The organism is Streptomyces sp. NPDC003635 (assembly GCF_053587635.1).
The window spans coordinates 304,991-331,560 of record NZ_JBSFOK010000001.1; the positions used below are offsets into that span (position 1 = coordinate 304,991).

The following is a 26,570-nucleotide window of genomic DNA, read 5'->3' on the forward strand; positions in this document are numbered from 1 at the left end:
GGAAGGGGGCGGGATGGGCGCGTACGACGCAGCGGGTGACGCCCGCCACGGGCCGCCGCCCGAGCCCGCTCCCGAGCCGCGGGTCGGCGTGGCCGCCCTGTCCCTGCGCTACCAGATAGCCGCCGCCCTCGCGCTCGCCGTCGTCGCGGTCGCCGTCTGTGTCCACGTCGGCATGGTCTTCCTGCACGTCGCGCCCTCGAACACGGTCAGCAAGCAGCACGGCTCGGCCATCAACGACTGGATCTATCCGGAGTTCGAGCAGAACTGGAAGCTCTTCGCGCCCAACCCGCTCCAGCAGAACATCGCCGTGCAGGTCCGCGCCGAGGTCCGCGAGGCGAACGGTGAGATGCGCACGACCGGCTGGTACGACCTGTCCGCCCAGGACGGCCGGGACATCGACGGCAATCTGCTGCCCAGCCACACCCAGCAGAACGAGCTGCGCCGCGCCTGGGACTTCCTCGTCGCCACGCACGACACCGACAACCGTCCGGTCGGCCTGCGCGGCGAGCTCGCCGAGTCGTATCTGCGCCGCATCGTGGTCCTGCGTCTGGACCGCGAGGGGGCCGCGGAGCCCGGTGGCCTCGTCGAGCGCGTCCAGGTCCGCTCGCGGACCACCAACGTGCCCCCGCCCGACTGGAGCGAGGAGAAGGTGCCGGACAAGCCGGTGTACCGCGTGCTGCCCTGGTGGGAGGTCCCCGAGGACGAGACCGAGGGGGAGCCGGCGTGAACCGCTTCGCCCTCGCCGTCTCGGCCGGCATCGCCCGGATCACCGAGTCCGCTCTCGGCCCGTACCAGACGGCGATCGTCCGCATCGGCTTCGCCGCGACCTGGCTGCTGTTCCTGCTCCGCGAGCTGCCCCACCGCCATGAGCTGTACGGCCCCGACGGCCCCTGGAACTTCGAGCTCGGTCAGCAGCTGATCGGCACGAACGGCGCCTTCACGGCCCTGATCTGGACCGACGGCCGCCTCTGGTTCGAGCTGGTCTACGCCCTCGCCGTGCTCTTCGCCGTCCTGCTGCTGCTCGGCTGGCGGACGCGCACGATGTCGGTCCTGTTCATGGTCGGCGTGCTGTCCCTGCAGAACCGCTCCATCTTCATGGGCGACGGCGGCGACAACGTCCTGCACCTGATGTCGATCTACCTGGTCTTCACCCGTTGCGGCCAGGTCTGGTCCCTGGACGCCCGCAGCGGGGACCGGCGGCCCGACCGGGTCGGCCCGCTCCTGTGGTCCGTCCTCGGCCTGATCCTCGTGGCCGCGACGCTGGCGGGCCGCCTCGACGGCGACCTGACGGTCCCCCTGGTCCTGTGGACGGTGTGGATCGCCCAGGCCGTGTGGTGGATCGTCGGGCGCCGCGCGAAGACCGCCGAGCCGCGCGTCCTCCTCGACGTCGTCGCGAACGTCGTGCACAACGGCGCCCTGCTCGTGATCATGGCCGAGGCCTGTCTGATCTACGCCACCGCCGGTTGGTACAAGATCCAGGGCTCCCGCTGGGGCGACGGCACCGCCGTCTACTACCCCCTGCACCTGGACTACTTCTCCCCCTGGCCCGCACTCGCCGAGGCCCTGACGGCCAGCGGCACCATGGTGATGCTGGTGACGTACGGGACGGTCCTGGTCCAGGTCGCCTTCCCGTTCACGCTGTTCAACCGGCGGGTCAAGAACGTCCTGCTGGCCGCCATGATGTTCGAGCACGCGGTGATCGCGGTCGTCCTCGGGCTGCCGTTCTTCTCCCTGGCGATGATCGCGGCGGACGCGGTCTTCCTGCCGACGTCGTTCCTGCGCCGGGTGGGCGCCCGGGCGGCCCGGGTCCCCCTCCGCCGCAAGAGCGGTGTGCCGCTCCCCGAGCCCCGCAGCCCGGAGAACCCCGAGCCCACCCACGTAGGCTCGCCGTCATGACCGCCCCCGTCACCACCTGGCACCGCCTCGCCGACACCGCCGTACTCCTGGACGGCTTCCACGCCCTCAAGCACGCGGTGCGCTTCGGGGCGGAGGTGCCCGTGGCGGTGGCGGTGGACCGGGACGCGGCCCTGGCCCTGGCGGACGAGCTGGCCCCGGACGTACGCGACCACCTGGCGGACCTGCTGACGGAGATCCCCGAGGAGGCCTACCGCGCCCTGGTCCCGCGCCCGCATCCCACGGCGGTGGCGGCACTGGCCGTACGGCCGTCCCGCGCGGCCAACCTGGAGCGGCTGGCCGCGAGGCCGCGCACGACCCCGGTGGTCCTCCTCGACCAGCCGCGCAACCTGGGCAACGCGGGCGCGGTCATCCGGCTGGCCGCCGGTTTCGGCGCGACGGGCGTGATCACCACCGGCACGCTCGACCCCTGGCACCCCACGGTCGTCCGCGGCGGCGCGGGCCTGCACTTCGCGACGGCGGTGGAGCGGGTGACGGCGGAGGAACTGCCCGAGGGGCCCTTGTTCGCCCTGGACCCGGAGGGCGACGACATCCGGGGCGTGAAGCTCCCGGACGACGCCGTCCTGGCCTTCGGCTCGGAACGCACCGGACTGTCGGCGGAGGTCCGCGACCGGGCGGACCACCTGCTGTCCCTGCCGATGCGCCCCCAGGTGAGCAGCTACAACCTGGCGACGAGCGTCGGAATGACGCTCTACCACTGGAGCGCGTTCAGCGGCTCCTAGGCCTCCCGCCGTACCTCCACCACGCGGAACCGGTTGGCGACGAAGGCCCCGTCGCACAGCGCCGAGTTCGCCGCCGGGTTGCCGCCCGATCCGTGGAAGTCGGAGAACGCGGCGGTCTGGTTCACGTACACCCCGCCCGTCAGGTTGAGCGACAGCTGCGCCGCCTCCTCCAGGCAGACCTCCTGGACCGCGGCCTCGACCTCCGGGTCGACCGTGTACGCCCCGACCGTCATCGCGCCCTTCTCGCGGATCGTCCGCCGCAGCAGCTCCACCGCGTCCGTGGCGGAGTCCATCGCCACCGCGAACGACACCGGGCCGAAGCACTCGCTCATGTACGCGGCCTCGTCGTCCGGCTTGGCCCCGTCCAGCTTCACGACCACCGGCGTACGGACGACCGCGTCGGGGAAGTCCGGGTTGCTGATCTCCCGTGAGGCGAGGGCCACTTCGCCGAGCCCGGCCGCCGCCTCCAGGCGGGCCTTGACGTCCGGGTTCACGATCGCGCCGAGCAGCGCGTTCGCCCGGGCGTCGTCACCGAGCAGTCCGTCCACCGCGCGGGCGAGGTCCGCCACGACCTCGTCGAAGGAGCGCGGACCGCCCTCGGTGCGGATGCCGTCCCGGGGGATCAGCAGGTTCTGCGGCGTCGTGCACATCTGTCCGCTGTACAGCGACAGCGAGAACGCGAGGTTGGACAGCATGCCCTTGTAGTCGTCGGTCGACTCCACGAGCACCGTGTTGACGCCGGCCTTCTCCGTGTAGACCTGCGCCTGGCGGGCGTTGGCCTCCAGCCAGTCGCCGAAGGCGGTCGAACCGGTGTAGTCGATGATCCGGATCTCCGGGCGCACGGCGAGCGTCTTGGCGATGCCCTCGCCGGGCCGCTCCGCGGCGAGCGCGACGAGGTTCGGGTCGAAACCGGCCTCGGTCAGGACCTCGCGCGCGACCTGGACGGTGAGCGCGAGCGGCAGCACCGCCCGGGGGTGCGGCTTGACCAGCACGGCGTTGCCGGTGGCGAGGGAGGCGAACAGGCCCGGGTAGCCGTTCCAGGTCGGGAAGGTGTTGCAGCCGATGACCAGCGCGACCCCGCGCGGGACCGGCGTGAACGCCTTGGTCAGCGCGAGCGGGTCCTTCTTGCCCTGCGGCTTGGTCCACTCCGCGGTGTCGGGGGTGCGGACCTGCTCCACGTACGCGTAGGCGACGGCCTCCAGACCGCGGTCCTGCGCGTGCGGGCCGCCCGCCTGGAACGCCATCATGAACGCCTGCCCGGAGGTGTGCATGACCGCGTGCGCGAACTCGTGGGTGCGGTCGCTGATCCGCTTGAGGATCTCCACGCAGACCACCGCGCGCATCTCCGCGCCCGCGTCCCGCCAGGCCTTCTGTCCGGCCTTCATGGCGGGCAGCAGCACGTCCACGTCCGCGTGCGGGTACTCGACGCCGAGCGCCGGGCCGTACGGGGAGGTCTCGCCGCCCACCCAGCCGTCGGTGCCGGGCTGGCCGAGGTCGAGCCGGGTGCCGAGGAGGGCGTCGAAGGCGGCCTTGCCCGCCGCCATGTCCAGGCTGCCGTTCTCGCCGTAGGCCTTGGGGTGCTCGGGGTGCGGGGACCAGTACGCGCGGGTGCGGATGGCTTCGAGCGCCTGGTCGAGGGTGGGCCGGTGCTTGGCGATCAGGTCGTGGGGGGTCAGGGCGGCGGCCATGCGGGACCAACTCCTAGTCTCGAGAACTCCTCGTCGAGTTCATGACCTGGCAGAAACATGGGCAGGAACAGCCATCGAGAGTTAGAGTAACCGAACGATCGGTCGGTACAAGGGGGTCCGCCGCATCTGTGGAAAACCCCGTGCGGGAGGATCGCGGACATGACAGCACTCGACCTCAGCAGCCCTGTGGCCGTCGTGGGCACCGGCACCATGGGCCAGGGCATCGCCCAGGTCGCGCTGGTCGCCGGCCATCCCGTACGGCTGTACGACTCCGTGCCCGGGAAGGCCCAGGAGGCGGCCGCCGCGATCGGCGCCCGGCTCGACCGGCTCGTCGAGAAGGACCGGCTGACCGACACCGACCGGGACGCGGCGCGCGCCCGGCTCCGGCCGGCCGAGACGCTCTCCGACCTCGCCGACTGCGCCCTGGTGATCGAGGCCGTACTGGAACGCCTGGACGTCAAGCAGGAGTTGTTCCGGGCGCTGGAGGACGTCGTCGCCGACGACTGTCTGCTCGCCACCAACACCTCCTCCCTGTCGGTCACCGCGATCGGCGGCGCCCTCGCCAACCCCGGCCGCTTCGTGGGCCTGCACTTCTTCAACCCGGCCCCGCTGCTGCCGCTGGTCGAGGTCGTCTCCGGGTTCGCCACCGACGTCACCTCGGCCACGCGCGCGTACGAGACCGCCCGCGCCTGGGGCAAGACCCCCGTCGCCTGCGCCGACACCCCCGGCTTCATCGTCAACCGCATCGCGCGGCCCTTCTACGCCGAGGCCTTCGCGGTCTACGAGGCGCAGGGCGCCGACCCCGCCACCATCGACGCGGTCCTGCGCGAGTGCGGCGGCTTCAAGATGGGCGCCTTCGAACTGACCGACCTGATCGGGCAGGACGTCAACGAGTCCGTCACCCACTCCGTGTGGCAGTCCTTCTTCCAGGACGTCCGCTTCACGCCCTCGCTCGCCCAGCGCCGGCTGGTCGAGTCCGGCCGCCTCGGCCGCAAGAGCGGACACGGCTGGTACGACTACGCGCAGGACGCCGGGCGCTCCGAACCGCACACCGCCGAGCCCGAGCGCGCGCCCGCGTATGTCGTCGCCGAGGGCGATCTGGGCCCGGCCGCCGAACTGCTCACGCTGCTGCGCGAGGCAGGCGTCCCGGTGCGCGAGGAGGAAGAGGACCACGGCACCCGGCTCGTCCTGCCCGGCGGCGGCCAACTGGCGCTCGCCGACGGGCAGACCTCGGTGGAGTTCCGGGACGTCGTCTACTTCGACCTCGCCCTGGACTACCGCCGGGCCACCCGTATCGCCCTGTCCGCCTCCCAGGACACCTCCCCGCAGACCCTCGCCGAGGCCACCGGCCTGTTCCAGGCGCTCGGCAAGGACGTCAGCGTCATCGGCGACGTGCCCGGCATGATCGTCGCCCGCACGGTCGCCCGGATCGTCGACCTCGCCCATGACGCGGTCGCCAAGGGGGTGGCCACCGAGGAGGACGTCGACGTCGCGATGCGGCTCGGCGTGAACTACCCGCTGGGCCCCTTCGAGTGGAGCCGCAGGCTCGGCCGCAACTGGGCCTACGCCCTCCTCGACGACCTCCATCTGCGCGACCCCTCGGGGCGGTACGCGCCCTCCCTGGCGCTCTACCGGCACGCGTACGCCACCGACAAGCGGGAGGGCAGCGGCTCATGACCACCGCCAAGCGCGACACGTACACCCCCGAGACGCTGCTGTCGGTGGCCGTCCAGGTCTTCAACGAACGCGGCTACGACGGCACCTCCATGGAGCACCTCTCCCGCGCGGCGGGCATCTCCAAGTCGTCGATCTACCACCACGTCACCGGCAAGGAGGAGCTGCTGCGCCGGGCCGTGAGCCGGGCGCTGGACGGTCTCTTCGGGATCCTCGAGGAGGAGCCCGCGCGCGTGGGGCGTGCCTCGGACCGCCTGGAGCACGTCGTCCGGCGCATGGTCGAGGTGCTGATAGCCGATCTGCCGTACGTGACCCTGCTGCTGCGGGTCCGCGGCAACACCGGTACCGAGCGGTGGGCGCTGGAGCGGCGCCGGGACTTCGACCACGAGGTCGCCGAGCTGCTGAAGGCGGCGGCGGCCGACGGGGACGTGCGCGGTGACGTGGAGGTCAGGCTGGCCACCCGGCTGGTCTTCGGGATGATCAACTCCATCGTGGAGTGGTACCGCCCCGAGAGCCGGGGCATGAACGAGCGCGAGGTCGCCGACGCCGTCGCGCGGGTGGTCTTCGGGGGCCTGCGCCAGGCCGCGTGAGCACGCGCGCGTGCCCGGATGAGTACGCCACCCCATGATCCCCGGCCGCAATGGCTGCTGAACTGGGGCGCATGAGCCAGAACGACACGCTGTCGCCCGACCTCACGTGGTGGCGGACGCCTCTTGTGGTCACCCTGATCGGGCTGACGCTGCTCGCGTGGCAGTGCGCCGTCTTCGGCGTCGGCGCTTTCGGGGTCTACGGGGGCGTGGGCTACTGGGGGTTCGGCCTGTTCGTGGTCGCCTGGGCGCTGCCGCGGCGCCGGTCGGCGCGGATGCTGCGCAACGCGGCGGCTGCGGCCGGTCTGCTGTGCCTGATGCTCCCGCTGGTGTTCGTGGCGCTGCTGGCCACGACCATGGCTTGAGACCCGGTCGGCCTAGCCCTGGGGCTCCAGGTCCTCTTCCTCGAACACCAGCAGGGTGCGGGTGCTGAGCACCTCGGGGATGGCCTGGAGCCGGGTCAGCACCAGCTCGCGCAGGGCCCGGTTGTCGGGCGTGTGCACCAGCAGCAGGACGTCGAAATCGCCCCCCACCAGCGCAATGTGCGAGGCCCCCGGCAACTGCCTGAGCTGCTCGCGGACGGTGCGCCAGGTGTTCTGCACGATCTTCAAGGTGATGTACGCCGACGTCCCGTGCCCCGCGCGTTCATGGTCCACGCGGGCGCCGAAACCCCGGATGACACCGTCCTCGATGAGACGGTTGATGCGCGCGTAGGCGTTGGCGCGCGAGACGTGGACCCGCTCGGCGACCGACCGTATGGAGGCGCGGCCGTCCGCCTGGAGCATCTGGAGGATGTCCTGATCGATGGCGTCGAGGGGACGCGGCGGCGGCAGCGGACCGCCCCCGTCGGGGCTGTCGGCCATTTGTTCAGGTGCCATGTCCCCCCGCCTCCCTGTCGTGGACGTACTGCGTTCATTCCAGGCTGTGGAGAACCGTTTGTCCACAGCCTGGAGGTGCCTGTAGCCAAAATGTGCCGACGACCGAACAATCGGTAGGTGAGGCGGGTCACAGCCGACCCGCCTCCCGTAGCCGCTCCCACGAGGAGGTGCCGTCATGACGGTCATGGAGCAGCGAGGCGCGTACCGGCCATCGCCGCCGCCCGCCTGGCAGCCCCGCATGGACCCCGCGCCGCTGCTGCCCGACGCCGAGCCCTACCGCGTCCTCGGCACGGAAGCGGCCGCCAAGGCCGACCCCGGCCTGATGCGCCGGCTCTACGCCGAGCTGGTGCGGGGCCGTCGGTACAACGCCCAGGCCACAGCCCTGACCAAGCAGGGCAGGCTCGCCGTGTACCCGTCCACCACCGGCCAGGAGGCCTGCGAGGTCGCGGCCGCGCTCGCCCTGGAGGAGCGCGACTGGCTCTTCCCCAGCTACCGCGACACCCTCGCGGCCGTCGCCCGGGGCCTGGACCCCGTCCAGGCGCTGACGCTGCTGCGCGGCGACTGGCACACCGGCTACGACCCGCACGAGCACCGCATCGCCCCCCTGTGCACCCCGCTCGCCACCCAGCTCCCGCACGCCGTGGGGCTCGCCCACGCCGCCCGCCTCAAGGGCGACGACGTGGTCGCGCTCGCGCTCGTCGGCGACGGCGGCACCAGCGAGGGCGACTTCCACGAGGCGCTGAACTTCGCGGCCGTCTGGCAGGCGCCGGTGGTCTTCCTGGTCCAGAACAACGGCTTCGCGATCTCCGTACCGCTCGCCAAGCAGACCGCGGCTCCGTCGCTGGCCCACAAGGCCGTCGGCTACGGCATGCCCGGCCGTCTGGTCGACGGCAACGACGCGGTCGCCGTGCACGAGGTGCTGACCGACGCCGTGCGCCACGCGCGGGCCGGTGGTGGGCCCACCCTGATCGAGGCGATCACCTACCGCATCGACGCCCACACCAACGCCGACGACGCCACCCGCTACCGCGGCGACGCCGAGGTCGAGACCTGGCGCGGACACGACCCGATCGCCCTGCTGGAGCACGAGCTCACCGAGCGCGGCCTGATCGACGAGGCCGGCAAGCAGGCCGCCAGGGACGACGCCGAGGCCATGGCCGCCGACCTGCGCGAGCGGATGAACCAGGACCCGGTGCTCGACCCCATGGACCTGTTCGCCCATGTGTACGCCGAGCCCACCCGGCAACTGCGCGCCCAGCAGAGCCAGCTGCGCGCCGAGCTGGACGCCGAAGGGGACATGCGATGACCACCGTCGCGGTGAAGCCCGCCACCATGGCGCAGGCCCTCACGCGCGCGCTGCGCGACGCGATGGCCGACGACCCGTCCGTGCACGTCATGGGCGAGGACGTCGGCACCCTCGGCGGCGTCTTCCGGGTCACCGACGGACTCGCCAAGGAGTTCGGCGAGGACCGCTGCACCGACACCCCGCTCGCCGAGGCCGGCATCCTCGGCACGGCCGTCGGCATGGCGATGTACGGACTGCGCCCGGTCGTGGAGATGCAGTTCGACGCCTTCGCCTACCCCGCCTTCGAGCAGCTGATCAGCCACGTCGCCCGGATGCGCAACCGCACCCGCGGCACCATGCCGCTGCCGATCACCATCCGGGTGCCCTACGGCGGCGGCATCGGCGGAGTCGAGCACCACAGCGACTCCTCCGAGGCGTACTACATGGCGACCCCCGGCCTCCATGTCGTCACGCCCGCCACGGTCGCCGACGCCTACGGTCTGCTGCGGGCGTCCATCGCCTCGGACGACCCGGTCGTCTTCCTGGAGCCGAAGCGGCTGTACTGGTCGAAGGACTCCTGGAACCCGGAGGAGCCGCAGCACGTTGAACCGATCGGCCGCGCGGTGGTGCGGCGCTCCGGCCGGAGCGCCACGCTGATCACGTACGGTCCGTCCGTGCCGGTCTGCCTCGAAGCCGCCGAGGCGGCCCGCGAGGAGGGCTGGGACCTCGAGGTCGTCGACCTGCGCTCACTGGTGCCGTTCGACGACGAGACGGTCTGTGCCTCGGTGCGACGGACCGGGCGAGCGGTCGTCGTGCACGAGTCGGGCGGGTTCGGCGGCCCGGGAGGGGAGATCGCGGCCCGCGTCACGGAGCGCTGCTTCCACCACCTGGAGGCGCCGGTGCTCCGGGTCGCAGGGTTCGACATCCCCTACCCGCCACCGATGCTGGAGCGTCACCACCTGCCCGGCGTGGACCGGATCCTGGACGCCGTGGGGCGTCTGCAATGGGAGGCCGAGAGCTGATGGCACAGGTGCTGGAGTTCAAGCTCCCCGACCTCGGGGAGGGGCTCACCGAGGCGGAGATCGTGCGCTGGCTGGTCCAGGTCGGCGACGTCGTCGCCGTCGACCAGCCGGTCGTCGAGGTCGAGACCGCGAAGGCGATGGTCGACGTCCCCTGCCCCTACGCCGGCGTGGTCACCGCCCGCTTCGGCGAGGAGGGCACGGAGCTGCCCGTCGGGGCGCCGCTGATCACGGTCGCCGTCGGGGCACCGGCCGACGGGTCCGACGCCGAGGGATCGGGCAACGTCCTGGTGGGCTACGGCACCTCGGAGGCCCCGGCCCGCCGCCGGAGGGTCCGCCCGGCCCCGCCGTCGGCCAACGGCTCGGCCGCGCCCCCCGCGGAGAGCGTGGCGCGTCCGGTCGGCACCGCCGCCGGGCACGGCGTGCGGGACACGGCACCGGTCGAGGAGGAGACCCGCGGTGACGGCCCCGTCCCCGTGATCTCCCCGCTCGTGCGCCGCCTCGCCCGTGAGAACGGCCTGGACCTGCGCGAGATGACCGGTTCCGGCCCCGACGGACTGATCCTGCGCGCCGACGTGGAGTACGCCCTGCGCGCCGCCGCCGCACAGGGGCGCACCGCCACAGCCCCGGAGGTCCCCGCACCCGCACCCGCACCGGCCCCCGTCCGCTCCTCCGCTCCCGCCGAGGGACTGCGCGTCCCCCTCAAGGGCGTCCGCGGGGCCGTCGCCGACAAGCTCTCGCGCAGCCGGCGTGAGATCCCGGACGCGACCTGCTGGGTGGACGCCGACGCGACGGAGCTGATGCGCGCCCGTACCTCGATGAACGCGGCGGGCGGCTCGAAGATCTCCCTGCTGGCTCTGCTGGCGCGGATCTGCACCGCGGCCCTCGCCCGCTTCCCGGAGCTCAACTCCACCGTGGACATGGAGGCCCGGGAGGTCGTCCAGTTCGACCACGTCCACCTGGGCTTCGCCGCGCAGACCGAGCGGGGACTGGTCGTCCCGGTCGTCCGGGACGCCCACGCGCGGGACGCGGAGTCGCTGACCGCGGAGTTCTCCCGGCTCACCGAGTCGGCCCGCACCGGCGCGCTGACGCCCGCGGAACTCACCGGCGGCACCTTCACGCTGAACAACTACGGCGTGTTCGGCGTCGACGGCTCCACGCCGATCATCAACCACCCCGAGGCGGCCATGCTCGGCGTCGGCCGGATCATCCCCAAGCCGTGGGTGTACGAGGGCGAGCTGGCGGTGCGCCAGGTCGTGCAGCTCTCGCTCACCTTCGACCACCGGGTCTGCGACGGCGGCACGGCGGGCGGCTTCCTGCGCTATGTCGCCGACTGCGTGGAACAGCCGGCGGTCCTGCTGCGCACCCTTTGATCGCGCGGCCTCCCACGCGTTCCCGGTGATCGCCCGTTCCCTGTGATCGCCGGGACACGCATACTCATGGGGTGACCGCGTACGAGCCGCCGGCCGAGCCCGAGGCCGAGCACCCGGACGAGCCCACGACCGAGGCGTATGACGCCGTCGTGCTCGCCGGGGGTGCCGCGCGGCGGCTCGGGGGTGCGGACAAGCCCGGTCTGCGAGTCGGCGGGCGGCCGTTGCTGGACCGTGTCCTCGCCGCCTGCGCCGACGCCCGCGCCACCGTCGTCGTCGCCGGCCCGAGGCCCACCGCGCGCCCGGTGACCTGGGCCCGCGAGGACCCGCCCGGCGGCGGCCCGCTCGCCGCCCTCGACGCCGGTCTGCGCCGTACCTCGGCGGACCGGATCCTGCTGCTCTCCGCCGATCTGCCGTTCCTCGACGCGGTCACCGTGGAACGGCTCCTGCGAGCCGTCGGCGACACGGACGGCGCGCTGCTCACCGACGCCGACGGCCGTGACCAGCCCCTCGTCGCCGCGTACCGCGCGCCCGCGCTGCGCGCCGGCCTCGCGGCCCTCGGCCAGGAGCACGGCGCGCTGACCGGCCTGCCCCTGCGCCGTCTCACCTCCGGTCTCCGCCTCAACCGCGTCCCCGGCCCCGTCGCGTCCTTCGACTGCGACACCTGGGACGACATCGCCACCGCCAGGGCACGCATCAGGGAGCATGGGCACGTGTTGGATGAATGGATTTCCGCAGTCAAGGAAGAGCTGGGCATCGACCTCGACGTCGACACCAAGCTCCTGCTGGACCTCGCCCGCGACGCCGCCCACGGCGTGGCGCGGCCCGCGGCCCCGCTGACCACCTTCCTCGTCGGCTACGCGGCGGCTCACGCCGGTGGCGGCCCCGAGGCGGTCGCCGAGGCCGGCCGCAAGGCCGCGGCCCTCGCCCTGCGCTGGGCGGACGAGAAGACGCCCGGAGCGGACGCGGAGTCCGGCCCGACCCCGGACGCCGGATGACCCCCCGCAGCGTCCGGACCGACCAGGACGCCGAGGACCTCGACGTCGAGGAGGTACTCGCCCTCGTGAAGGAGCCCCACCCCGCGGGCGGCCCCGCCCCGGCACCGAGGCAGCGGCCCGAGAGCCCCGACCAGCACCAGGACAAGCAGCGCCACGGGCCCGGCGACGGCCACCACCGGGCCACCCCCTGGCCCGAGGCCCGTGCCCTCGCGGCCCGCGCGGGACGGGGCCGCGGCGCCCGCAGAGCCCCCGTCTCCGCCCCCCTCGACGAGGCGCTCGGCCTCACCCTCGCCGCCCCCCTCGCCGCCCTCACCGACCTGCCCTCCTTCGACAGTTCCGCGATGGACGGCTGGGCGGTCGCGGGCCCCGGCCCCTGGGCCGTACGGGACACGGGGATCCTCGCCGGACACGCCGAGCCCGCCCCGCTCACCGACGGCGAGGCCGTCCGCGTCGCCACCGGCGCCCGGATCCCGCCGGACACCACCGCCGTGCTGCGCAGCGAACACGGCCGCACCGACGACATGGGCCGGCTGCACCCCACCCTCCCCCCGTCTCGGCTTGGCCCGACCGGGGGGACCCCCACCCTCCAGCACGGCCAGGACATCCGCCCCCGCGCCCAGGAGTGCCGCTCCGGCGACCAACTCCTCCCCGTCGGCACCCTGGTGACTCCGGCCGTCCTCGGCCTCGCCGCCGCCGCGGGCTACGACACCGTCACCGCCGTCCCCCGGCCGCGTGTCGACGTGCTCGTCCTGGGCGACGAGTTGCTCACCGAAGGGCTGCCGCACGACGGCCTGATCCGGGACGCCCTCGGTCCGATGCTGCCGCCCTGGCTGCGTGCGCTGGGCGCCGAGGTCGCCACCGTGCGCCGGCTCGGCGACGACGCCGAGGCGCTCCACAAGGCCGTCGCCTACTCCGAGGCCGACCTGATCGTCACCACCGGCGGCACCGCCTCCGGGCCGGTGGACCACGTCCACCCCACCCTGCGCAGGATCGGCGCCGAACTCCTGGTCGACGGCGTCAAGGTGCGCCCCGGCCACCCCATGCTGCTGGCCCGCACCAAGGAGAACCAGCACCTGGTCGGCCTGCCCGGCAACCCCCTCGCGGCCGTCTCCGCACTGCTCACGCTCGCCGAGCCGCTGCTGCGTACCCTCGCGGCGCGCCCCGCCCCCGAGCCCTACCTGCTGCCCTTGCGGGACGCGACGCACGGGCATCCGCACGACACCCGGCTCGTCCCGGTCGTGCTGCGCGGCGACCACGCCGTCCCGCTGCACTACAACGGCCCGGCGATGCTCCGGGGCGTCGCGGCGGCCGACGCCCTGGCCGTCGTACCGCCGGGCGGTACCGGGGCCGGGGACGAGGCGGAACTGCTGGACCTGCCCTGGGCGTCCTCAGGGATCGGGGTGTGTTTCACGTGAAACTTCCGGGCCATGACGTCATCGCCCGCCAGCCGGACGAACGCCTGGTGACGCAACGGGTGAAGCTGCCGAAGAAGGTGGTGGAGCATCCGTTCCGGCAGGTCGCCAAGCGGGTTGCCATGGCGCTGACGCTGCTGTTCGTCTGCGCCCTCATCGTCTACGCCGACCACGACGGCTACAACGACAACTCCGACGGCAGCCTCGACTTCCTCGACGCCTTCTACTACGCGACCGTCACCCTCTCCACCACGGGCTACGGCGACATCACCCCGGTCAGCGACACCGCCCGGCTCACCAACATCCTTGTCATCACGCCCATGCGGGTGCTCTTCCTGATCATCCTGGTCGGCACCACGCTGGAGGTCCTCACCGAGCGCACCCGGGAGGAATGGCGTCTGAACCGCTGGAGGTCCGCCTTGCGCGACCACACCGTCGTCGTCGGCTTCGGCACCAAGGGGCGCTCGGCGATCCAGACCGTCTGCGCGACGGGACTGAAGAAGGAGCATGTCATCGTGGTCGACCCCAGCTCCAAGGCGATCGACGCCGCCACCGCCGAGGGCTACGCGGGCATCGTCGGGGACGCCACCCGCAGCGACGTCCTGAAGCGGGCCGAGGTGCACAAGGCCCGGAAGGTCATCATCGCCACCCAGCGCGACGACACCGCCGTCCTCGTGACGCTGACGGCCCGCCAGCTCAACCGCGGCGCGAAGATCGTGGCCGCCGTGCGCGAGGAGGAGAACGCCCCGCTGCTGAAGCAGTCCGGCGCGGACGCGGTCATCACCAGCGCCAGCGCGGCCGGCCGGCTCCTCGGCCTGTCGGTGCTCAGCCCCGCGGCCGGCATGGTGATGGAGGACCTGATCCAGCAGGGCAGCGGACTCGACCTCGCCGAACGGCCGGTCATAAAGGCCGAGGTGGGCAAGGGCCCGCGCGAGACGGCCGACCTGGTCGTCAGCGTCGTCCGCGGCCACCGCGTCCTCGGCTACGACCACCCGGACGTCGGCACGCTCCAGGCCACGGACCGCCTCATCACCATCGTGCGGGCGACGCCGAGCACCCAGGTGGCACCCGACGTCCGCCCGATCCCGCAGGACTGAGGCGCCTTCCCCACGGACTACTTCCGGTTGTACAGCCGCATCGTGATCGGCCCGAAGACCGCGACGAAGAGCCCGGCCCACCCCAGCGACCAGGCGATCTCGTCGGCCGGCCAGTCGCCCGCCATCAACTCCCGCACCGCCGAGGACAGGTGGGTGATGGGGCTGTTGTTGACGAAGGCCTGGAGCCAGCCCGGCATGGTCTTCGGGTCGACGAAGACGTTGGACAGGAAGGTCAGCGGGAAGATCACCATCATGCTGACGCCCATCACCGACTTCTCGGTGCGCAGCAGCAGCCCGAACATCGTCCAGATCCACGAGAACGCGAACGAGAACACCACCAGCAGCGCGATCCCGGCGAGCACTCCGGCCACGCCGCCGTCCGGGCGGTAGCCGATGATCATGCCGACGGCGAGCATCACGACCGACGCGATGGTGTACCGCAGGGCGTCGCCGAGCAGATAGCCGACCATCGTCGACGGCCGCCAGATCGGCAGCGAGCGGAACCGGTCGAAGACACCCTTCTCGATGTCCGTGTTGACCGAGACCCCGGTGTACATCGTGATCATCACGACCGACATCACCAGGATGCCCGGCAGCAGGAACTGGATGTACTCCTTCGGCGACCCGGCCAGGGCGCCCCCGAACAGGTACGTGTACATCAGCACCATCATGATCGGGAACGCGGTGACGTCGAAGAGCTGCTCCGGGACGTGCTTGATCTTCAGCATCGCCCGCCAGCCGAAGGTCAGCGAGGCCGACAGCGCGCTCGGCCGGGGCGGCCGTTCACCGGTGACGAGCAGCGCGGCGAGCGACTCGGTGCTGACGGGGGCGAGTTCCTTGGCTTCCGTGCTCGTCGCGGTGCTCATGCCGCCACCTCGTCCTTGGTGTCGTCGCTGGTCCTGTGTCCGGTGAGGGCGAGGAACACCTCGTCCAGGCTGGGCTGGCCCAGCGAGAAGTTGTCGACGGTGATGCCGCCGCGGGCCAGCTCGGCGAGTGCCCGCGAGGCCTGCTCCGCCGCGTTGTCCCCGGCCGTCGTGGACAACCGGGCGGTCAGCGCCACCGGATCGGGCTCCAGCTGTACGGCGGCGTCCAGCGCCGTCCGCAGCACGCGCTCCGCCTCCGCCCGCTGTCCCGCTTCCCGCAGCCGCAGGTGGACGGACCCGGCGCCGACCGACGCCTTCAGCTCGCCCTTGGTGCCCTCCGCGATGACCTTGCCGTGGTCGATGACCGCGATCCGGGAGGCCAGCTGGTCGGCCTCGTCGAGGTACTGCGTGGTCAGCAGCACGGTCGTGCCCTGGGCGACCACCGCGCGCACGATGTCCCACACCTGGTTGCGGCTGCGTGGGTCGAGCCCGGTCGTCGGCTCGTCGAGGAAGAGCAGATCGGGGGTGTTGAGGATGGAGGCGGCGATGTCGATACGGCGCCGCATGCCGCCCGAGTAGTGCTTGACCTGCTTCCCGGCGGCCTCGGACAGCCCGAACGCCTCCAGCAGCTGCTCGCTGCGCAGGCGCGCGGTCTGCTTGGAGTGGCCGAGGAGACGGCCCAGCAGCACCAGGTTCTCGGTGCCGGTGAGGTCCTCGTCGACCGACGCGTACTGGCCGGTCAGGCTCACCCGGCCGCGCACCTCGTCCGCCTCGCGTACGACGTCGTGGCCGAAGACATGGGCCTCGCCGCCGTCGGGCCGAAGGAGAGTGGCGAGCATTTTCACGGTGGTGGTCTTCCCGGCGCCGTTCGGGCCGAGGACGCCGTAGACCGTGCCGGCCGGGACCGACAGATCCACTCCGTCGACGGCCCTGGTCTCGCCGAACGTCTTCACCAGGCCCGCGGTCTCGATGGCCAGGGCTGACGTGTGCTGGCTCATGGTGAGTCATCCTTCCGCGCACTGTGGTTACGCATGGGGAGACCTTTACCGTCGCCCAAACTCATCGGTGCCGCACCGGGTTTTCTCACCGAACCGGTCCGAGGACCGAGGCGGGATGGGACCGGGGACCGAGGAGTAGCGTCCCCCTCATGCATGCGATCACGATTGACGAACCCGGCGGGCCCGAGGCGTTGGTGTGGGCCGAGGTGCCGGATCCGGAGCCCGGTGAGGGCGAGGTCCTGGTCGAGGTGGCGGCGAGCGCCGTGAACCGGGCCGACATCCTGCAGCGGCAGGGTTTCTACGACCCGCCGCCCGGCGCGGTGCCCTATCCGGGCCTGGAATGTTCGGGACGCGTCGCCGAGATCGGCCCCGGCGTCTCGGGCTGGGCGGTCGGCGAGGAGGTGTGCGCGCTGCTGTCGGGCGGCGGCTACGCCGAGAAGGTCGTCGTCCCGGCCGGTCAGCTGCTGCCCGTGCCCGAGGGTGTCGGCCTGGTCCGGGCGGCGGCGCTGCCCGAGGTGGTCTGCACGGTCTGGTCGAACGTCTTCATGATCGCCCATCTGCGGCCGGGTGAGACCCTGCTCGTGCACGGCGGCTCCAGCGGCATCGGCACCATGGCGATCCAGCTCGCCAAGGCGGTCGGCGCCAAGGTGGCGGTCACGGCCGGCAGCCCGGAGAAGCTTCGGCGGTGCGCGGAGCTGGGCGCGGACATCCTGATCGACTACAAGGAGCAGGACTTCGTCGAGGAGGTCAAGAAGGCCACCGACGGGGCGGGCGCCGACGTCATCCTCGACAACATGGGCGCCAAGTACCTGGACCGCAATGTCCGCACCCTCGCCGTCAACGGCCGGCTCGCGATCATCGGCATGCAGGGCGGGATCAAGGGCGAGCTGAACATCGCCACCCTGCTCGGCAAGCGGGCCGCGGTCAGCGCGACCTCGCTGCGGGCCCGCCCGCTGACCGAGAAGACGGCGATCGTCGCGGCCGTACGCGAGCACGTGTGGCCGTTGCTCGACGCCGGTCATGTGCGTCCGGTCGTCGACCGGGAGCTCCCGATGAGCGACGCGGCGGCCGCGCACCGGGTCGTGGAGGAGAGCGGGCACATCGGCAAGGTGCTGCTGGTCACGGACTGAGCGGCCGGCCGGTCAGCCGACTCCGGCTCAGTCGGTCAGTCGGTCCGGCGCAGTCGCAGGCCGACGAAGGCGAGCCCGAGGCCGAGCCCGATCAGCATCAGGCCGCTGCCCAGCGGCAGCACCTCGAGCACGGGCTCGGCCCGTACACCGACGACCTCGGCGGGTGCGGGGGAGGCGGCGGCCTCCGAAGGGGCGGCGGGAGAGGGTTCGGCCACGGGCTCCTCGTCCGGCACCGTCACGTCCGGCCGTCCGGGCCGGTCCCGCCCCTCACCGGCGAGGCTCCCGGCCCGCGACACCGAGGGCGAGGCCGAGGCGGACGGCGTCGCGTCCACCCCGCACGCCGTCCCGCCCCCGTAAGCGCCGATCAGGACGACGAGGAGTCCCGTCGTCCGTACCGTCCGCAGCCATCGAGTCACGGAACAAGACTCACATTCCCTCGCCACTCCGGCATTCCAGGCGCCGCCGACAGGTCGAACCCGGCGTAAACGGTGGATCACCTCTCGTGGGGGGCACCACGCTGGTGAGATGGACGGGTGCGAGAGAATGGCGGCATGGAGATGCCGAGGAACGAAAGGTCGCCGGAGAACCCGCAGATCCTGGTCGTGGGCCAGGACGGCATGGCGCTCGGTGGCGGCAACGGGGACGAGGACTCCCGCGAGATTCCGGTGACGGAGCAGGTGGAGCAGCCGGCGAAGGTCATGCGGATCGGCAGCATGATCAAGCAGCTGCTCGAGGAGGTGCGCGCGGCTCCTCTCGACGAGGCCAGCCGGGTCCGGCTCAAGGAGATCCACGCCAGCTCGGTGAAGGAACTCGAGGACGGCCTGGCCCCCGAGCTGGTGGAGGAACTGGAGCGCCTCTCCCTGCCCTTCACCCACGAGGCGACCCCGTCCGACGCGGAACTGCGGATCGCCCAGGCCCAGTTGGTCGGCTGGCTGGAGGGCCTGTTCCACGGCATCCAGACCACCCTTTTCGCCCAGCAGATGGCGGCCCGGGCCCAACTGGAACAGATGCGCCGCGCGCTGCCCCCGGGCGTCGGCGGCCACGACGGCGAGGAACAGCACCCGGGCGGCCGCTCGGGCGGACCGTACCTGTAAAGCCGTATCCCGCCTCATTCAGCCGTATCCATGCGGAAGGGCCCGGAATCACCGGGCCCTTCTCTGTGTCCGGGTCAGGACGGCGGGTTGCCCGTGGAGACGTTGAGCGAGATCTTCGGCGGGTTCTCCGGGTCGATGTCCGTGCCGGCCGTCGGGAACTGCTCCATGACGGTGTCCTGGCCGAAGGTGTTCTCGTCGACGTCCTTGCGCTCGACTTCCCAGCCCGCGGCCCGGGCACAGGCGCGCACCGAGTCGTAGTTCTTGTAGGTGAAGTTGGGCAGCTCGACCATCTCGGGGTCGTTGTACGACTCCACCGGCTCGGTGCACTTGTCCGTCTCGATGGTCTTCGTCTTGTCCGGGCCGCGATGGCCCTCCACCACCGTCGGGGACTTGCTGGGGTCGGCCTTCGGGTTGTCGTCGTCCGCCCCGCCGCCGTTCAGCGTCAGCGCGGCGATCAGGCCGCCCACCGCGAGTACGGACACCACGATCGAGCCGATGATCACCGGCTTGTTGTTCCGGCGCCCGCCGCCCCCGGAACCGGAGGCGGGCTGCTGCGGGCTGATCGTGTACGGCGGCGGAGTCGAGGCGTACCCGGCCGGGGCCGGCGTCTGGTAGCCCGGCTGCTGCGGGTAGCCGTACGCCGGAGCGGGTCCGGGCGTCGGCGTGCTGTACGGATTCGGCGCCGGGGTCGGCTGGTACGGCGTCTGGACCGGGCCGGTGGGCGCGGGCGTCGACTGGTCGACCGGCGGGAAGACCGCGGAGCCGACACCGGCGCCGCTGGCGGTCTGCGCGCCGGGCACGATGCTGGGCGCGGCGGCCTGGAAGGAGGACGCCACCCGCAGGCACTCGTCGCGCATGGACTCGGCGCTCGGGAAACGCTCGTTCGGGTTCTTCCGCAGCGCGCGGGCGACCAGCGCGTCCACCGCGGGCGGCAGCGAGCGGTTGATGGCGGAGGGCGCCACCGGCTCCTCCTGCACGTGCGCGTACGCGATGGCCAGCGGCGAGTCCGCCTCGAACGGCAGCCGTCCGGTGACCAGCTGGAACAGCATGATGCCGACCGAGTACAGATCGGACCGCGCGTCCACGCCCCGGCCGAGCGCCTGCTCCGGGGAGAGGTACTGCGGGGTGCCGACGACCATGCCGGTCTGGGTCATCGAGGTGACCCCGGACTGCATGGCGCGGGCGATGCCGAAGTCCATCACCTTGACGACGCCACGCTTGGTCATCATCACGTTGCCCGGCTTGATGTCCCGGTGGACCAGGCCCATCTCATGGCTGATCTCCAGCGCCGCCAGCACATCCGCGGTGATCTTCAGCGCCTTGTCGGCGGGCATCGCGCCGTACTGCCGGACGTCCTCGTCGAGCACGGAGCCGAGCGGACGGCCCTCGATGTACTCCATGACGATGTACGGCGTCGTCATCCCGTCGACGTCGTCCTCGCCGGTGTCGAAGACCGAGACGATGTTGGTGTGCGTGAGCTTGGCCACGGCCTGGGCCTCGCGGCGGAAGCGCTCGCGGAAGGCCTGTTCGCGACCCAGCTCGGTGTGCAGGGTCTTGACCGCGACCTGGCGGTCGAGCACGGCGTCGTACGCCAGATGCACCGAGGCCATTCCGCCCTCGCCGAGCAAGTCGCGCAGCTGGTAGCGGCCGGCCGCCAGTGCTCGTCCCGTGTACCGCCCCTGTGCGCCGTCCTGGCTCATGTCTCCGTGTCCCCCATAGCCCGTCGGCGCCCGGCGATTGTCGTGGATCCGTCGGTGATCCGTCGTTGATCGAAAGTGCTATTCCCGGCCAAGTCTGCCCCAGGGCAGTGACACGTCAAGCTCGGTGCCCGTTCCGTGACCGTACGCGAAAGAAGCGTCGCGCAAGCGTTACAGGGGCCCTACGGCCGGTACACAGAATTTGCACGACGGAGCGGCCAGCGGGTTTCATGGCCGGTCCGTCATGGACCGGCCGCGGGGTCCATCACGGACCGGCGGCCCCGGCGGAGGCTGTAGCGTGGCCGACGGAGACCGTAACAACACCGCGCGCACCGCGGGCAGAAACGACGGCGAGGACTGATGGCACAGCAGCAGCGCGCTCAGGGCCCGTCCGACCCCGAGGCGACTGGCGGCGGTATGTCAGATGCGCCGGAGATGTGGGGTAACGGCGGGCTGGTCGGGGACGGCCGGTATCGGCTCACCCGCAGACTCGGCCGGGGCGGCATGGCCGAGGTCTTCGCGGCCGAGGACGTACGCCTGGGGCGTACCGTCGCGGTCAAGCTGCTGCGCGCCGATCTCGCCGAGGACCCGGTCTCCAAGGCCCGGTTCACCCGCGAGGCCCAGTCGGTGGCCGGTCTCAACCACCACGCGATCGTCGCCGTGTACGACTCCGGTGAGGATTTCGTGGGCGGCCAGAGCGTGCCGTACATCGTCATGGAGTTGGTCGAGGGGCGCACCATCCGCGACCTGCTGATCAACGCCGAGGCGCCCGGGCCGGAGCAGGCCCTGATCATCGTCTCCGGGGTGCTGGAGGCGCTCGCCTACTCCCACCAGCACGGCATCGTGCACCGTGACATCAAGCCGGCCAACGTCATCATCACCAACAACGGCGCCGTCAAGGTGATGGACTTCGGCATCGCCCGCGCCCTGCACGGCGCGTCCACGACGATGACGCAGACCGGCATGGTCATGGGCACCCCGCAGTACCTCTCCCCGGAGCAGGCGCTCGGCAAGGCCGTCGACCACCGCTCCGACCTGTACGCGACCGGCTGCCTGCTGTACGAACTCCTCGCGCTGCGGCCCCCGTTCACCGGTGAGACCCCTCTCTCGGTGGTCTACCAGCACGTCCAGGACATCCCGACGCCTCCGTCGGAGGCCTCCGACGCCTCGCCGCCGGAGCTGGACGGCCTGGTCATGCGCTCCCTCGCCAAGGAGCCCGACGACCGCTTCCAGACCGCCGAGGAGATGCGCGGCCTGGTCCAGTACGGCCTCCAGATGCTCTACGACCAGGGCGGCCACACCGGCACCTGGAACACCGGGCCGGTCGACACCCACGACGGCCGCACCCCGTCCGGGGGCTTCGCGCAGACGGCCGTGATGGGCCACGCCGGCGCGGACGCCTCCGGCACCGCGGCGATTCCGGCGCCGATCCTGCCCGGCGGCCGCTACGGCGGAGGGGACGACGGCGGTTTCGAGGGGCACGGCAACAAGGGCAGTGGCCGCGGCAAGCTGTGGATCCTGGCCGTCCTCGCGGTGATCGCCATCGCGGCGGGCGTCGCCCTCGCGCTGAACGGCGACAACGACAAGAACCCCGGCACGGACACCACGAAGTCCCCGAGCGTCACGCAGTCCGAGGACGACCGGACGGCCAGCGAGACGCCGAGCGACGACGAGTCCGAGGAGCCGACGGACACGTCCACGGACGACGACTCCGGTTCCGACGGCGGCTCGAACTGGACGCCGTCGTACACGCCGTCCTACACGCCGTCGCCCTCGGCCACCGAGCCGACGGAGGAGCCGACGACGACGGAGCCGACGGACGAGCCGACGACGGCCGAGCCGACCGACGAGCCCACGGGTGAGCCGACGGGCGAGCCGACGGGCGAGATCATCGGCGGCACCACTGACGGCGGAACGGACGGTGGCGCGGAGGGCTGACAGGGTCAGCCCGCGAACGCCTCGCAGACCTCGTCGTACCTGCGCGTCCACCACACCACCAAGGCCGACGCCGCCGGGAACTGCGGGTCCGCGCGGGTGTCGTTCCGCTCGTAGTGCCAGCGCAGCATCCAGAAGTCGTTGAGGCGTTCCCACCAGACCCGGTGCACGGCTGACGCCAGTTCCGACGGGGTGGCGGACGCCGCTCGGCGGTACGCGCGCGTGTACGCCCGTACCTTCGGCAGGTCGAGGGTTCCCGCGGGCCGTACGAAGAAGATCGCGGCGGCCCGTACGGCCTCCTCCGCGCGGGGCTGCACGCCGAGCCGGTCCCAGTCGACGATCGCGGCGGGGGCGTCGCCCTTGTAGAGCAGGTTGAAGGGGTGGAAGTCGCCGTGCACCCAGCCCACCGGGCCCCCGCGCGGGGGGCGGCGGTCGGCATGCCGTTCCAGGAGCTCGCGCCGCTCCAGCAGCCGGTGCCGGGCGAGGGCGTCGAAGGAGTCGGCGGGGCGGTGCCGACGCACCCGCGCGAGCAGGTCCTCGATGAGGGCGAAGGTGTCCGCGGGATCGGCGCTCACCGCGGGCGCCCGCCCCTCCGGCGGCATCACCCGCTCCAGACCCGCGTGCACCGCCCCGAGCAGCGCGCCGAGCCGCGCGCACTGCCCCTGCGTGAGCTGGCCCCCGTGCCGGTGCCGGCCGTCGATCCAGGGGTGCAGGGCGTAGGCGTGGCCGCCGACCACCGCGACCGTACGGCCGTCCCGTCCGGTCAGCGGCGGCGCCACCGGGACGCCGAGGTCGGCGAGGCGCTGGGTCGCCCGGTGCTGACGGGCGATGGCGGCGGGGTCGGCCGTCTCGGGATCGAAGTGGTGCTTGAGGAAGTAGCGGCCGCGGGTCGTGCGCAGCCGGTAGCCGCGGTTCAGCAGTCCCTGGTCGACGGGCTCACAGGCGACCGCGCATCCGGCGGCGTACTGACGGAGCAGGGCGCCCAACGGGGGCGCGGGATGCACAGGGGGTGGTACACAAGGGCGCGGCACGCGCCAGATGCTAGGGCACGAGCCGGGCCTCTGAACTGGGCGTTGTCACAGAAAGTCGACGTCAGTCGCATTCGGTCACGGGGTGCTCCGGAAGTGGCGTTCCAGGCCGCCGTCGGTCGCGTGCACGCTCCCGAACAGCGGCTCGACGATCAGATGGACCGGCTCGTGAGGCTCCCCGTCCACGAGCCGTGCAGCGGGCCCGAACCGCTCCAGCTCGGCCGCGACCGGCCCGTACGCCGAGCACGCGCCGACCGACGGCGCGGACCACAGACTCTCGCCGGGCCGCGCGCGCAGCAGAGGCTGTCGGAACCGTAGGCGACCACGCTGCCGATGCAGGCGCGGTGATGTCCACAGCCTGTGGGCATCCGCGGCGGCACCCGCCCATCGCTCACGATGCGTGCGCGCGGCAGAGCCGTAAGACCCGCGAAACGCCCGGTACGCGAAAACCCGCGGAGGAAGGGCCGGCGCTGACACGCCACGGCTGGACGTCATTCTTGATCGTCTTTTCGGCGGATGGCGTTCCTCGGCGGTCGAGTTGCCGATACGCGCACGATCGCCTCGGCCGATGTGCCCGCCTCGCGGCCACCTCGATGCCCTCCTCGACGGACAACAACTCATGAACGCCGCGTCGGACAACCTCAGGGTCGTCAAGTGGAAATACCCTGACTTTTCCGTCCTCGCGCACGGGGCAAGTCAAACACGGAAACTCTTCCTCTGACCTGGGTGGGCGGGATAACGTGCCGTTGCTCCGGCCTCCTGCAAGGCTGTGACCAGTGCCCTTCGAGTTCCTCGCGATTTACTTGGAAATCCAAGCAAAATCGCAGGTCAAAGGGGGTTTCACAGAAATGTGGCGCACTGGGTAACGTGATGGTTGCAGGGCGCTCGCCGGGGCACCTGTCACGCCTGTTCCGGCCGAGTGACACCCACCCCGTGCACGGGTGTCGGACCAGGTGAGCCGCTCCCTCAGGCTCTGAACGAGCTGGGGGGATCCCCAGGCTTACCGGCAACCCCGGGGGCCGGATCGACGGAGGAGCACACGTGACCGTGGAGAGCACTGCCGCGCGCAAACCGCGACGCAGCGCCGGGACCAGGAAGTCCCCGAGCACCAAGCCCGAACTCGTTCAGTTGCTGACGCCCGAGGGCAAGCGCGTCAAGAACGCCGAGTACGACAAGTACGTCGCCGACGTCACCCCCGAGGAGCTGCGCGGTCTGTACCGCGACATGGTGCTCACCCGCCGCTTCGACGCCGAGGCCACCTCCCTGCAGCGCCAGGGCGAGCTGGGCCTGTGGGCCTCGCTGCTGGGCCAGGAGGCCGCCCAGATCGGTTCCGGGCGGGCGCTGCGCGATGACGACTACGTCTTCCCGACCTACCGCGAGCACGGCGTGGCCTGGTGCCGCGGAGTCGACCCGACCAACCTGCTCGGCATGTTCCGGGGTGTGAACAACGGCGGCTGGGACCCGAACAGCAACAACTTCCACCTGTACACGATCGTCATCGGCTCGCAGACCCTGCACGCCACCGGCTACGCGATGGGCGCGGCCAAGGACGGCACGGACAGCGCGGTGATCGCCTACTTCGGCGACGGCGCCTCCAGCCAGGGCGACGTGGCGGAGTCCTTCACCTTCTCGGCCGTCTACAACGCGCCGGTGGTGTTCTTCTGCCAGAACAACCAGTGGGCGATCTCCGAGCCGACCGAGAAGCAGACCCGCGTCCCGCTCTACCAGCGCGCCCAGGGCTTCGGCTTCCCGGGCGTCCGGGTCGACGGCAATGACGTCCTGGCCTGTCTCGCGGTCACCAAGTGGGCCCTGGAGCGGGCCCGCCGGGGTGAGGGCCCGACCCTGGTCGAGGCGTACACGTACCGCATGGGCGCGCACACCACCTCCGACGACCCGACCCGCTACCGCGGCGACGAGGAGCGCGTGGCCTGGGAGGCCAAGGACCCGATCCAGCGCCTTCGCCAGTACCTGGAGTCCGCACACCACACGGACGAGGGATTCTTCGCGGAACTGGAGACCGAGTCCGAGGCGTTGGGCAGGCGGGTGCGCGAGGCGGTCCGTGCCATGCCGGACCCGGACCACTTCGCCATCTTCGAGAACGCGTACGCGGACGGGCACGCGCTCGTCGACGAGGAGCGAGCCCAGTTCGCCGCTTACCAGGCATCGTTCGCGGACGCAGAAGGGGGCAAGTGACATGGCCGAGAAGATGGCTCTCGCCAAGGCGATCAACGAATCGCTGCGCAAGGCCCTGGAGGCCGACCCCAAGGTCCTCATCATGGGCGAGGACGTCGGCAAGCTCGGCGGTGTCTTCCGGGTGACCGACGGCCTCCAGAAGGACTTCGGTGAGGAGCGGGTCATCGACACCCCGCTCGCCGAGTCCGGCATCGTCGGCACCGCGATCGGCCTCGCGCTGCGGGGCTACCGCCCGGTGGTGGAGATCCAGTTCGACGGCTTCGTCTTCCCGGCCTACGACCAGATCGTCACCCAGCTCGCCAAGATGCACGCCCGCTCCCTGGGCAAGGTCAAGCTCCCGGTCGTCGTGCGCATCCCCTACGGCGGTGGCATCGGCGCGGTCGAGCACCACTCGGAGTCCCCCGAGGCGCTCTTCGCGCACGTGGCGGGCCTGAAGATCGTCAGCCCCTCCAACGCCTCGGACGCCTACTGGATGATGCAGCAGGCCATCCAGAGCGACGACCCGGTGATCTTCTTCGAGCCCAAGCGGCGCTACTGGGACAAGGCCGAGGTCAACACCGAGGCGATCCCGGGTCCGCTGCACAAGGCACGGGTCGTCCGCCCCGGCACCGACCTCACCCTCGCCGCCTACGGCCCGATGGTGAAGCTCTGTCAGGAGGTGGCCGACGCGGCCGCCGAGGAGGGCCGGAACCTGGAGGTCCTGGACCTGCGCTCGGTCTCCCCGCTCGACTTCGACTCCATCCAGGCCTCGGTGGAGAAGACCCGCCGCCTGGTCGTGGTCCACGAGGCGCCGGTGTTCTTCGGCTCCGGCGCGGAGATCGCCGCCCGGATCACGGAGCGCTGCTTCTACCACCTGGAGGCCCCGGTGCTCAGGGTCGGCGGCTACCACGCCCCGTACCCGCCGGCGCGCCTGGAGGAGGAGTACCTGCCGGGCCTGGACCGGGTGCTCGACGCCGTCGACCGTGCCCTGGCGTACTGAGGAGAGGGT

At 71.8% G+C, this 26,570-nt stretch carries 24 protein-coding genes and 1 pseudogene; 17 read left to right on the forward strand and 8 right to left on the reverse strand.

The window, feature by feature from the left end; translation table 11 throughout:
• The first annotated feature begins 13 nt into the window (after window positions 1-13).
• Genes ACWDRW_RS01435 through ACWDRW_RS01445 form a run of 3 tightly spaced genes read left to right on the forward strand, consistent with a single transcriptional unit; the run spans window position 14 to window position 2,636 of the window.
• Window positions 14-727 (forward strand): DUF5819 family protein, encoded by a 714-nt coding sequence (locus tag ACWDRW_RS01435; RefSeq protein WP_451718392.1) that lies wholly within the window; start codon window positions 14-16, stop codon window positions 725-727.
• The gene (locus ACWDRW_RS01440) at window positions 724-1,896 is read left to right on the forward strand and encodes an HTTM domain-containing protein (protein WP_451718394.1); all 1,173 of its coding nucleotides are present in this window, start codon (window positions 724-726) and stop codon (window positions 1,894-1,896) included. Before ACWDRW_RS01435 ends, ACWDRW_RS01440 begins: the two co-directional genes overlap by 4 nt.
• The gene (locus tag ACWDRW_RS01445) at window positions 1,893-2,636 is read left to right on the forward strand and encodes a TrmH family RNA methyltransferase (RefSeq protein ID WP_451718396.1); all 744 of its coding nucleotides are present in this window, start codon (window positions 1,893-1,895) and stop codon (window positions 2,634-2,636) included. The genes ACWDRW_RS01440 and ACWDRW_RS01445 overlap by 4 nt, the downstream gene beginning before the upstream one ends.
• On the opposite strand, the gene paaN is transcribed toward ACWDRW_RS01445, so the two are convergent.
• Complete coding sequence (gene paaN, locus ACWDRW_RS01450; protein WP_451718398.1) at window positions 2,633-4,324, reverse strand: phenylacetic acid degradation protein PaaN; 1,692 nt, start codon at window positions 4,322-4,324, stop codon at window positions 2,633-2,635. The genes ACWDRW_RS01445 and paaN overlap by 4 nt on opposite strands.
• Window positions 4,325-4,483: 159 nt before the next feature.
• On the opposite strand from paaN, the gene ACWDRW_RS01455 reads away from it, so the two are divergent.
• The 3 genes from ACWDRW_RS01455 (at window position 4,484) to ACWDRW_RS01465 (ending at window position 6,950) form a co-directional block, all read left to right on the forward strand.
• Complete coding sequence (locus tag ACWDRW_RS01455) at window positions 4,484-6,001, forward strand: 3-hydroxyacyl-CoA dehydrogenase (protein ID WP_451718400.1); 1,518 nt, start codon at window positions 4,484-4,486, stop codon at window positions 5,999-6,001.
• Window positions 5,998-6,588 (forward strand): TetR/AcrR family transcriptional regulator, encoded by a 591-nt coding sequence (locus ACWDRW_RS01460; RefSeq protein WP_451718403.1) that lies wholly within the window; start codon window positions 5,998-6,000, stop codon window positions 6,586-6,588. Before ACWDRW_RS01455 ends, ACWDRW_RS01460 begins: the two co-directional genes overlap by 4 nt.
• A gap of 71 nt (window positions 6,589-6,659) precedes the next feature.
• The gene (locus ACWDRW_RS01465) at window positions 6,660-6,950 is read left to right on the forward strand and encodes a hypothetical protein (protein WP_451718405.1); all 291 of its coding nucleotides are present in this window, start codon (window positions 6,660-6,662) and stop codon (window positions 6,948-6,950) included.
• A gap of 12 nt (window positions 6,951-6,962) precedes the next feature.
• On the opposite strand, the gene ACWDRW_RS01470 is transcribed toward ACWDRW_RS01465, so the two are convergent.
• Window positions 6,963-7,448 (reverse strand): Lrp/AsnC family transcriptional regulator, encoded by a 486-nt coding sequence (locus tag ACWDRW_RS01470; protein WP_451718674.1) that lies wholly within the window; start codon window positions 7,446-7,448, stop codon window positions 6,963-6,965.
• 190 nt (window positions 7,449-7,638) lie between these two features.
• On the opposite strand from ACWDRW_RS01470, the gene pdhA (ACWDRW_RS01475) reads away from it, so the two are divergent.
• From pdhA (ACWDRW_RS01475) to ACWDRW_RS01500, 6 genes are all read left to right on the forward strand, one after another.
• Window positions 7,639-8,769, forward strand: coding sequence for a pyruvate dehydrogenase (acetyl-transferring) E1 component subunit alpha (gene pdhA / locus ACWDRW_RS01475; RefSeq protein WP_451718407.1), 1,131 nt, complete (start codon window positions 7,639-7,641; stop codon window positions 8,767-8,769).
• Window positions 8,766-9,770 (forward strand): alpha-ketoacid dehydrogenase subunit beta, encoded by a 1,005-nt coding sequence (locus ACWDRW_RS01480; RefSeq protein ID WP_451718409.1) that lies wholly within the window; start codon window positions 8,766-8,768, stop codon window positions 9,768-9,770. The genes pdhA (ACWDRW_RS01475) and ACWDRW_RS01480 overlap by 4 nt, the downstream gene beginning before the upstream one ends.
• Window positions 9,770-11,140, forward strand: a complete 1,371-nt coding sequence (locus ACWDRW_RS01485; RefSeq protein ID WP_451718412.1) for a dihydrolipoamide acetyltransferase family protein — start codon at window positions 9,770-9,772, stop codon at window positions 11,138-11,140. Before ACWDRW_RS01480 ends, ACWDRW_RS01485 begins: the two co-directional genes overlap by 1 nt.
• A gap of 71 nt (window positions 11,141-11,211) precedes the next feature.
• Window positions 11,212-12,135, forward strand: coding sequence for an NTP transferase domain-containing protein (locus ACWDRW_RS01490; protein ID WP_451718415.1), 924 nt, complete (start codon window positions 11,212-11,214; stop codon window positions 12,133-12,135).
• Window positions 12,132-13,550: a molybdopterin molybdotransferase MoeA gene (locus ACWDRW_RS01495; RefSeq protein ID WP_451718418.1), complete on the forward strand. Its 1,419-nt coding sequence runs from the start codon at window positions 12,132-12,134 to the stop codon at window positions 13,548-13,550. The genes ACWDRW_RS01490 and ACWDRW_RS01495 overlap by 4 nt, the downstream gene beginning before the upstream one ends.
• On the forward strand, window positions 13,538-14,644 hold the full coding sequence (locus tag ACWDRW_RS01500) for a potassium channel family protein (RefSeq protein WP_451718421.1): 1,107 nt from the start codon (window positions 13,538-13,540) through the stop codon (window positions 14,642-14,644). Before ACWDRW_RS01495 ends, ACWDRW_RS01500 begins: the two co-directional genes overlap by 13 nt.
• A 17-nt stretch (window positions 14,645-14,661) precedes the next feature.
• Here ACWDRW_RS01500 and ACWDRW_RS01505 read toward each other — a convergent pair whose 3' ends face one another.
• Together ACWDRW_RS01505 and ACWDRW_RS01510 are read right to left on the reverse strand one after the other, a co-directional pair.
• Window positions 14,662-15,510 carry an ABC transporter permease gene (locus ACWDRW_RS01505; RefSeq protein WP_451718424.1) on the reverse strand — a complete coding sequence of 283 codons (849 nt, stop codon included), beginning with the start codon at window positions 15,508-15,510 and terminating at the stop codon, window positions 14,662-14,664.
• Window positions 15,507-16,505, reverse strand: coding sequence for an ATP-binding cassette domain-containing protein (locus tag ACWDRW_RS01510; RefSeq protein ID WP_451718426.1), 999 nt, complete (start codon window positions 16,503-16,505; stop codon window positions 15,507-15,509). The genes ACWDRW_RS01505 and ACWDRW_RS01510 overlap by 4 nt, the downstream gene beginning before the upstream one ends.
• 149 nt (window positions 16,506-16,654) lie before the next feature.
• On the opposite strand from ACWDRW_RS01510, the gene ACWDRW_RS01515 reads away from it, so the two are divergent.
• Window positions 16,655-17,635 carry an NAD(P)H-quinone oxidoreductase gene (locus ACWDRW_RS01515; RefSeq protein WP_451718428.1) on the forward strand — a complete coding sequence of 327 codons (981 nt, stop codon included), beginning with the start codon at window positions 16,655-16,657 and terminating at the stop codon, window positions 17,633-17,635.
• Window positions 17,636-17,670: 35 nt separating this feature from the next.
• On the opposite strand, the gene ACWDRW_RS01520 is transcribed toward ACWDRW_RS01515, so the two are convergent.
• Window positions 17,671-18,051, reverse strand: coding sequence for a hypothetical protein (locus ACWDRW_RS01520; RefSeq protein WP_451718430.1), 381 nt, complete (start codon window positions 18,049-18,051; stop codon window positions 17,671-17,673).
• Window positions 18,052-18,186: 135 nt separating this feature from the next.
• On the opposite strand from ACWDRW_RS01520, the gene ACWDRW_RS01525 reads away from it, so the two are divergent.
• On the forward strand, window positions 18,187-18,729 hold the full coding sequence (locus ACWDRW_RS01525) for a bacterial proteasome activator family protein (RefSeq protein WP_451718432.1): 543 nt from the start codon (window positions 18,187-18,189) through the stop codon (window positions 18,727-18,729).
• A gap of 74 nt (window positions 18,730-18,803) precedes the next feature.
• Here the strand turns inward: ACWDRW_RS01525 and ACWDRW_RS01530 are convergent, their stop codons facing one another.
• On the reverse strand, window positions 18,804-20,429 hold the full coding sequence (locus tag ACWDRW_RS01530; RefSeq protein ID WP_451718435.1) for a protein kinase domain-containing protein: 1,626 nt from the start codon (window positions 20,427-20,429) through the stop codon (window positions 18,804-18,806).
• 357 nt (window positions 20,430-20,786) lie between these two features.
• Between ACWDRW_RS01530 and ACWDRW_RS01535 the strand changes: the two genes are divergently transcribed.
• Window positions 20,787-22,364 carry a protein kinase domain-containing protein gene (locus ACWDRW_RS01535; protein ID WP_451718438.1) on the forward strand — a complete coding sequence of 526 codons (1,578 nt, stop codon included), beginning with the start codon at window positions 20,787-20,789 and terminating at the stop codon, window positions 22,362-22,364.
• Window positions 22,365-22,369: 5 nt separating this feature from the next.
• On the opposite strand, the gene ACWDRW_RS01540 is transcribed toward ACWDRW_RS01535, so the two are convergent.
• Together ACWDRW_RS01540 and ACWDRW_RS01545 are read right to left on the reverse strand one after the other, a co-directional pair.
• On the reverse strand, window positions 22,370-23,365 hold the full coding sequence (locus ACWDRW_RS01540; RefSeq protein WP_451718441.1) for a phosphotransferase enzyme family protein: 996 nt from the start codon (window positions 23,363-23,365) through the stop codon (window positions 22,370-22,372).
• 554 nt (window positions 23,366-23,919) lie between these two features.
• A pseudogene (locus ACWDRW_RS01545) lies at window positions 23,920-24,077 on the reverse strand (DNA-binding response regulator); the annotation flags it as partial.
• Between the two features lie 353 nt (window positions 24,078-24,430).
• Between ACWDRW_RS01545 and pdhA (ACWDRW_RS01550) the strand changes: the two are divergent.
• Together pdhA (ACWDRW_RS01550) and ACWDRW_RS01555 are read left to right on the forward strand one after the other, a co-directional pair.
• Window positions 24,431-25,582, forward strand: coding sequence for a pyruvate dehydrogenase (acetyl-transferring) E1 component subunit alpha (pdhA, locus tag ACWDRW_RS01550; protein WP_451718443.1), 1,152 nt, complete (start codon window positions 24,431-24,433; stop codon window positions 25,580-25,582).
• Window position 25,583: 1 nt separating this feature from the next.
• A complete protein-coding gene (locus ACWDRW_RS01555) occupies window positions 25,584-26,561 on the forward strand; it encodes an alpha-ketoacid dehydrogenase subunit beta (RefSeq protein WP_451718446.1) in 978 nt (325 codons plus the stop codon).
• Window positions 26,562-26,570 lie beyond the last annotated feature (9 nt).

Excerpts from the sequence above, each read along its gene's own strand:
- ACWDRW_RS01435 (WP_451718392.1), top strand. The coding sequence starts at position 14 with ATGGGCGCGTACGACGCAGCGGGTGACGCCCGCCACGGGCCGCCGCCC.
- ACWDRW_RS01445 (WP_451718396.1), top strand. The coding sequence starts at position 1,893 with ATGACCGCCCCCGTCACCACCTGGCACCGCCTCGCCGACACCGCCGTA.
- paaN (WP_451718398.1), bottom strand. The coding sequence starts at position 4,324 with ATGGCCGCCGCCCTGACCCCCCACGACCTGATCGCCAAGCACCGGCCC.
- ACWDRW_RS01455 (WP_451718400.1), top strand. The coding sequence starts at position 4,484 with ATGACAGCACTCGACCTCAGCAGCCCTGTGGCCGTCGTGGGCACCGGC.
- ACWDRW_RS01460 (WP_451718403.1), top strand. The coding sequence starts at position 5,998 with ATGACCACCGCCAAGCGCGACACGTACACCCCCGAGACGCTGCTGTCG.
- ACWDRW_RS01465 (WP_451718405.1), top strand. The coding sequence starts at position 6,660 with ATGAGCCAGAACGACACGCTGTCGCCCGACCTCACGTGGTGGCGGACG.
- ACWDRW_RS01470 (WP_451718674.1), bottom strand. The coding sequence starts at position 7,448 with ATGGCCGACAGCCCCGACGGGGGCGGTCCGCTGCCGCCGCCGCGTCCC.
- pdhA (WP_451718407.1), top strand. The coding sequence starts at position 7,639 with ATGACGGTCATGGAGCAGCGAGGCGCGTACCGGCCATCGCCGCCGCCC.
- ACWDRW_RS01480 (WP_451718409.1), top strand. The coding sequence starts at position 8,766 with ATGACCACCGTCGCGGTGAAGCCCGCCACCATGGCGCAGGCCCTCACG.
- ACWDRW_RS01485 (WP_451718412.1), top strand. The coding sequence starts at position 9,770 with ATGGCACAGGTGCTGGAGTTCAAGCTCCCCGACCTCGGGGAGGGGCTC.
- ACWDRW_RS01495 (WP_451718418.1), top strand. The coding sequence starts at position 12,132 with ATGACCCCCCGCAGCGTCCGGACCGACCAGGACGCCGAGGACCTCGAC.
- ACWDRW_RS01505 (WP_451718424.1), bottom strand. The coding sequence starts at position 15,510 with ATGAGCACCGCGACGAGCACGGAAGCCAAGGAACTCGCCCCCGTCAGC.
- ACWDRW_RS01510 (WP_451718426.1), bottom strand. The coding sequence starts at position 16,505 with ATGAGCCAGCACACGTCAGCCCTGGCCATCGAGACCGCGGGCCTGGTG.
- ACWDRW_RS01515 (WP_451718428.1), top strand. The coding sequence starts at position 16,655 with ATGCATGCGATCACGATTGACGAACCCGGCGGGCCCGAGGCGTTGGTG.
- ACWDRW_RS01525 (WP_451718432.1), top strand. The coding sequence starts at position 18,187 with ATGGAGATGCCGAGGAACGAAAGGTCGCCGGAGAACCCGCAGATCCTG.
- ACWDRW_RS01530 (WP_451718435.1), bottom strand. The coding sequence starts at position 20,429 with ATGAGCCAGGACGGCGCACAGGGGCGGTACACGGGACGAGCACTGGCG.
- ACWDRW_RS01535 (WP_451718438.1), top strand. The coding sequence starts at position 20,787 with ATGGCACAGCAGCAGCGCGCTCAGGGCCCGTCCGACCCCGAGGCGACT.
- ACWDRW_RS01555 (WP_451718446.1), top strand. The coding sequence starts at position 25,584 with ATGGCCGAGAAGATGGCTCTCGCCAAGGCGATCAACGAATCGCTGCGC.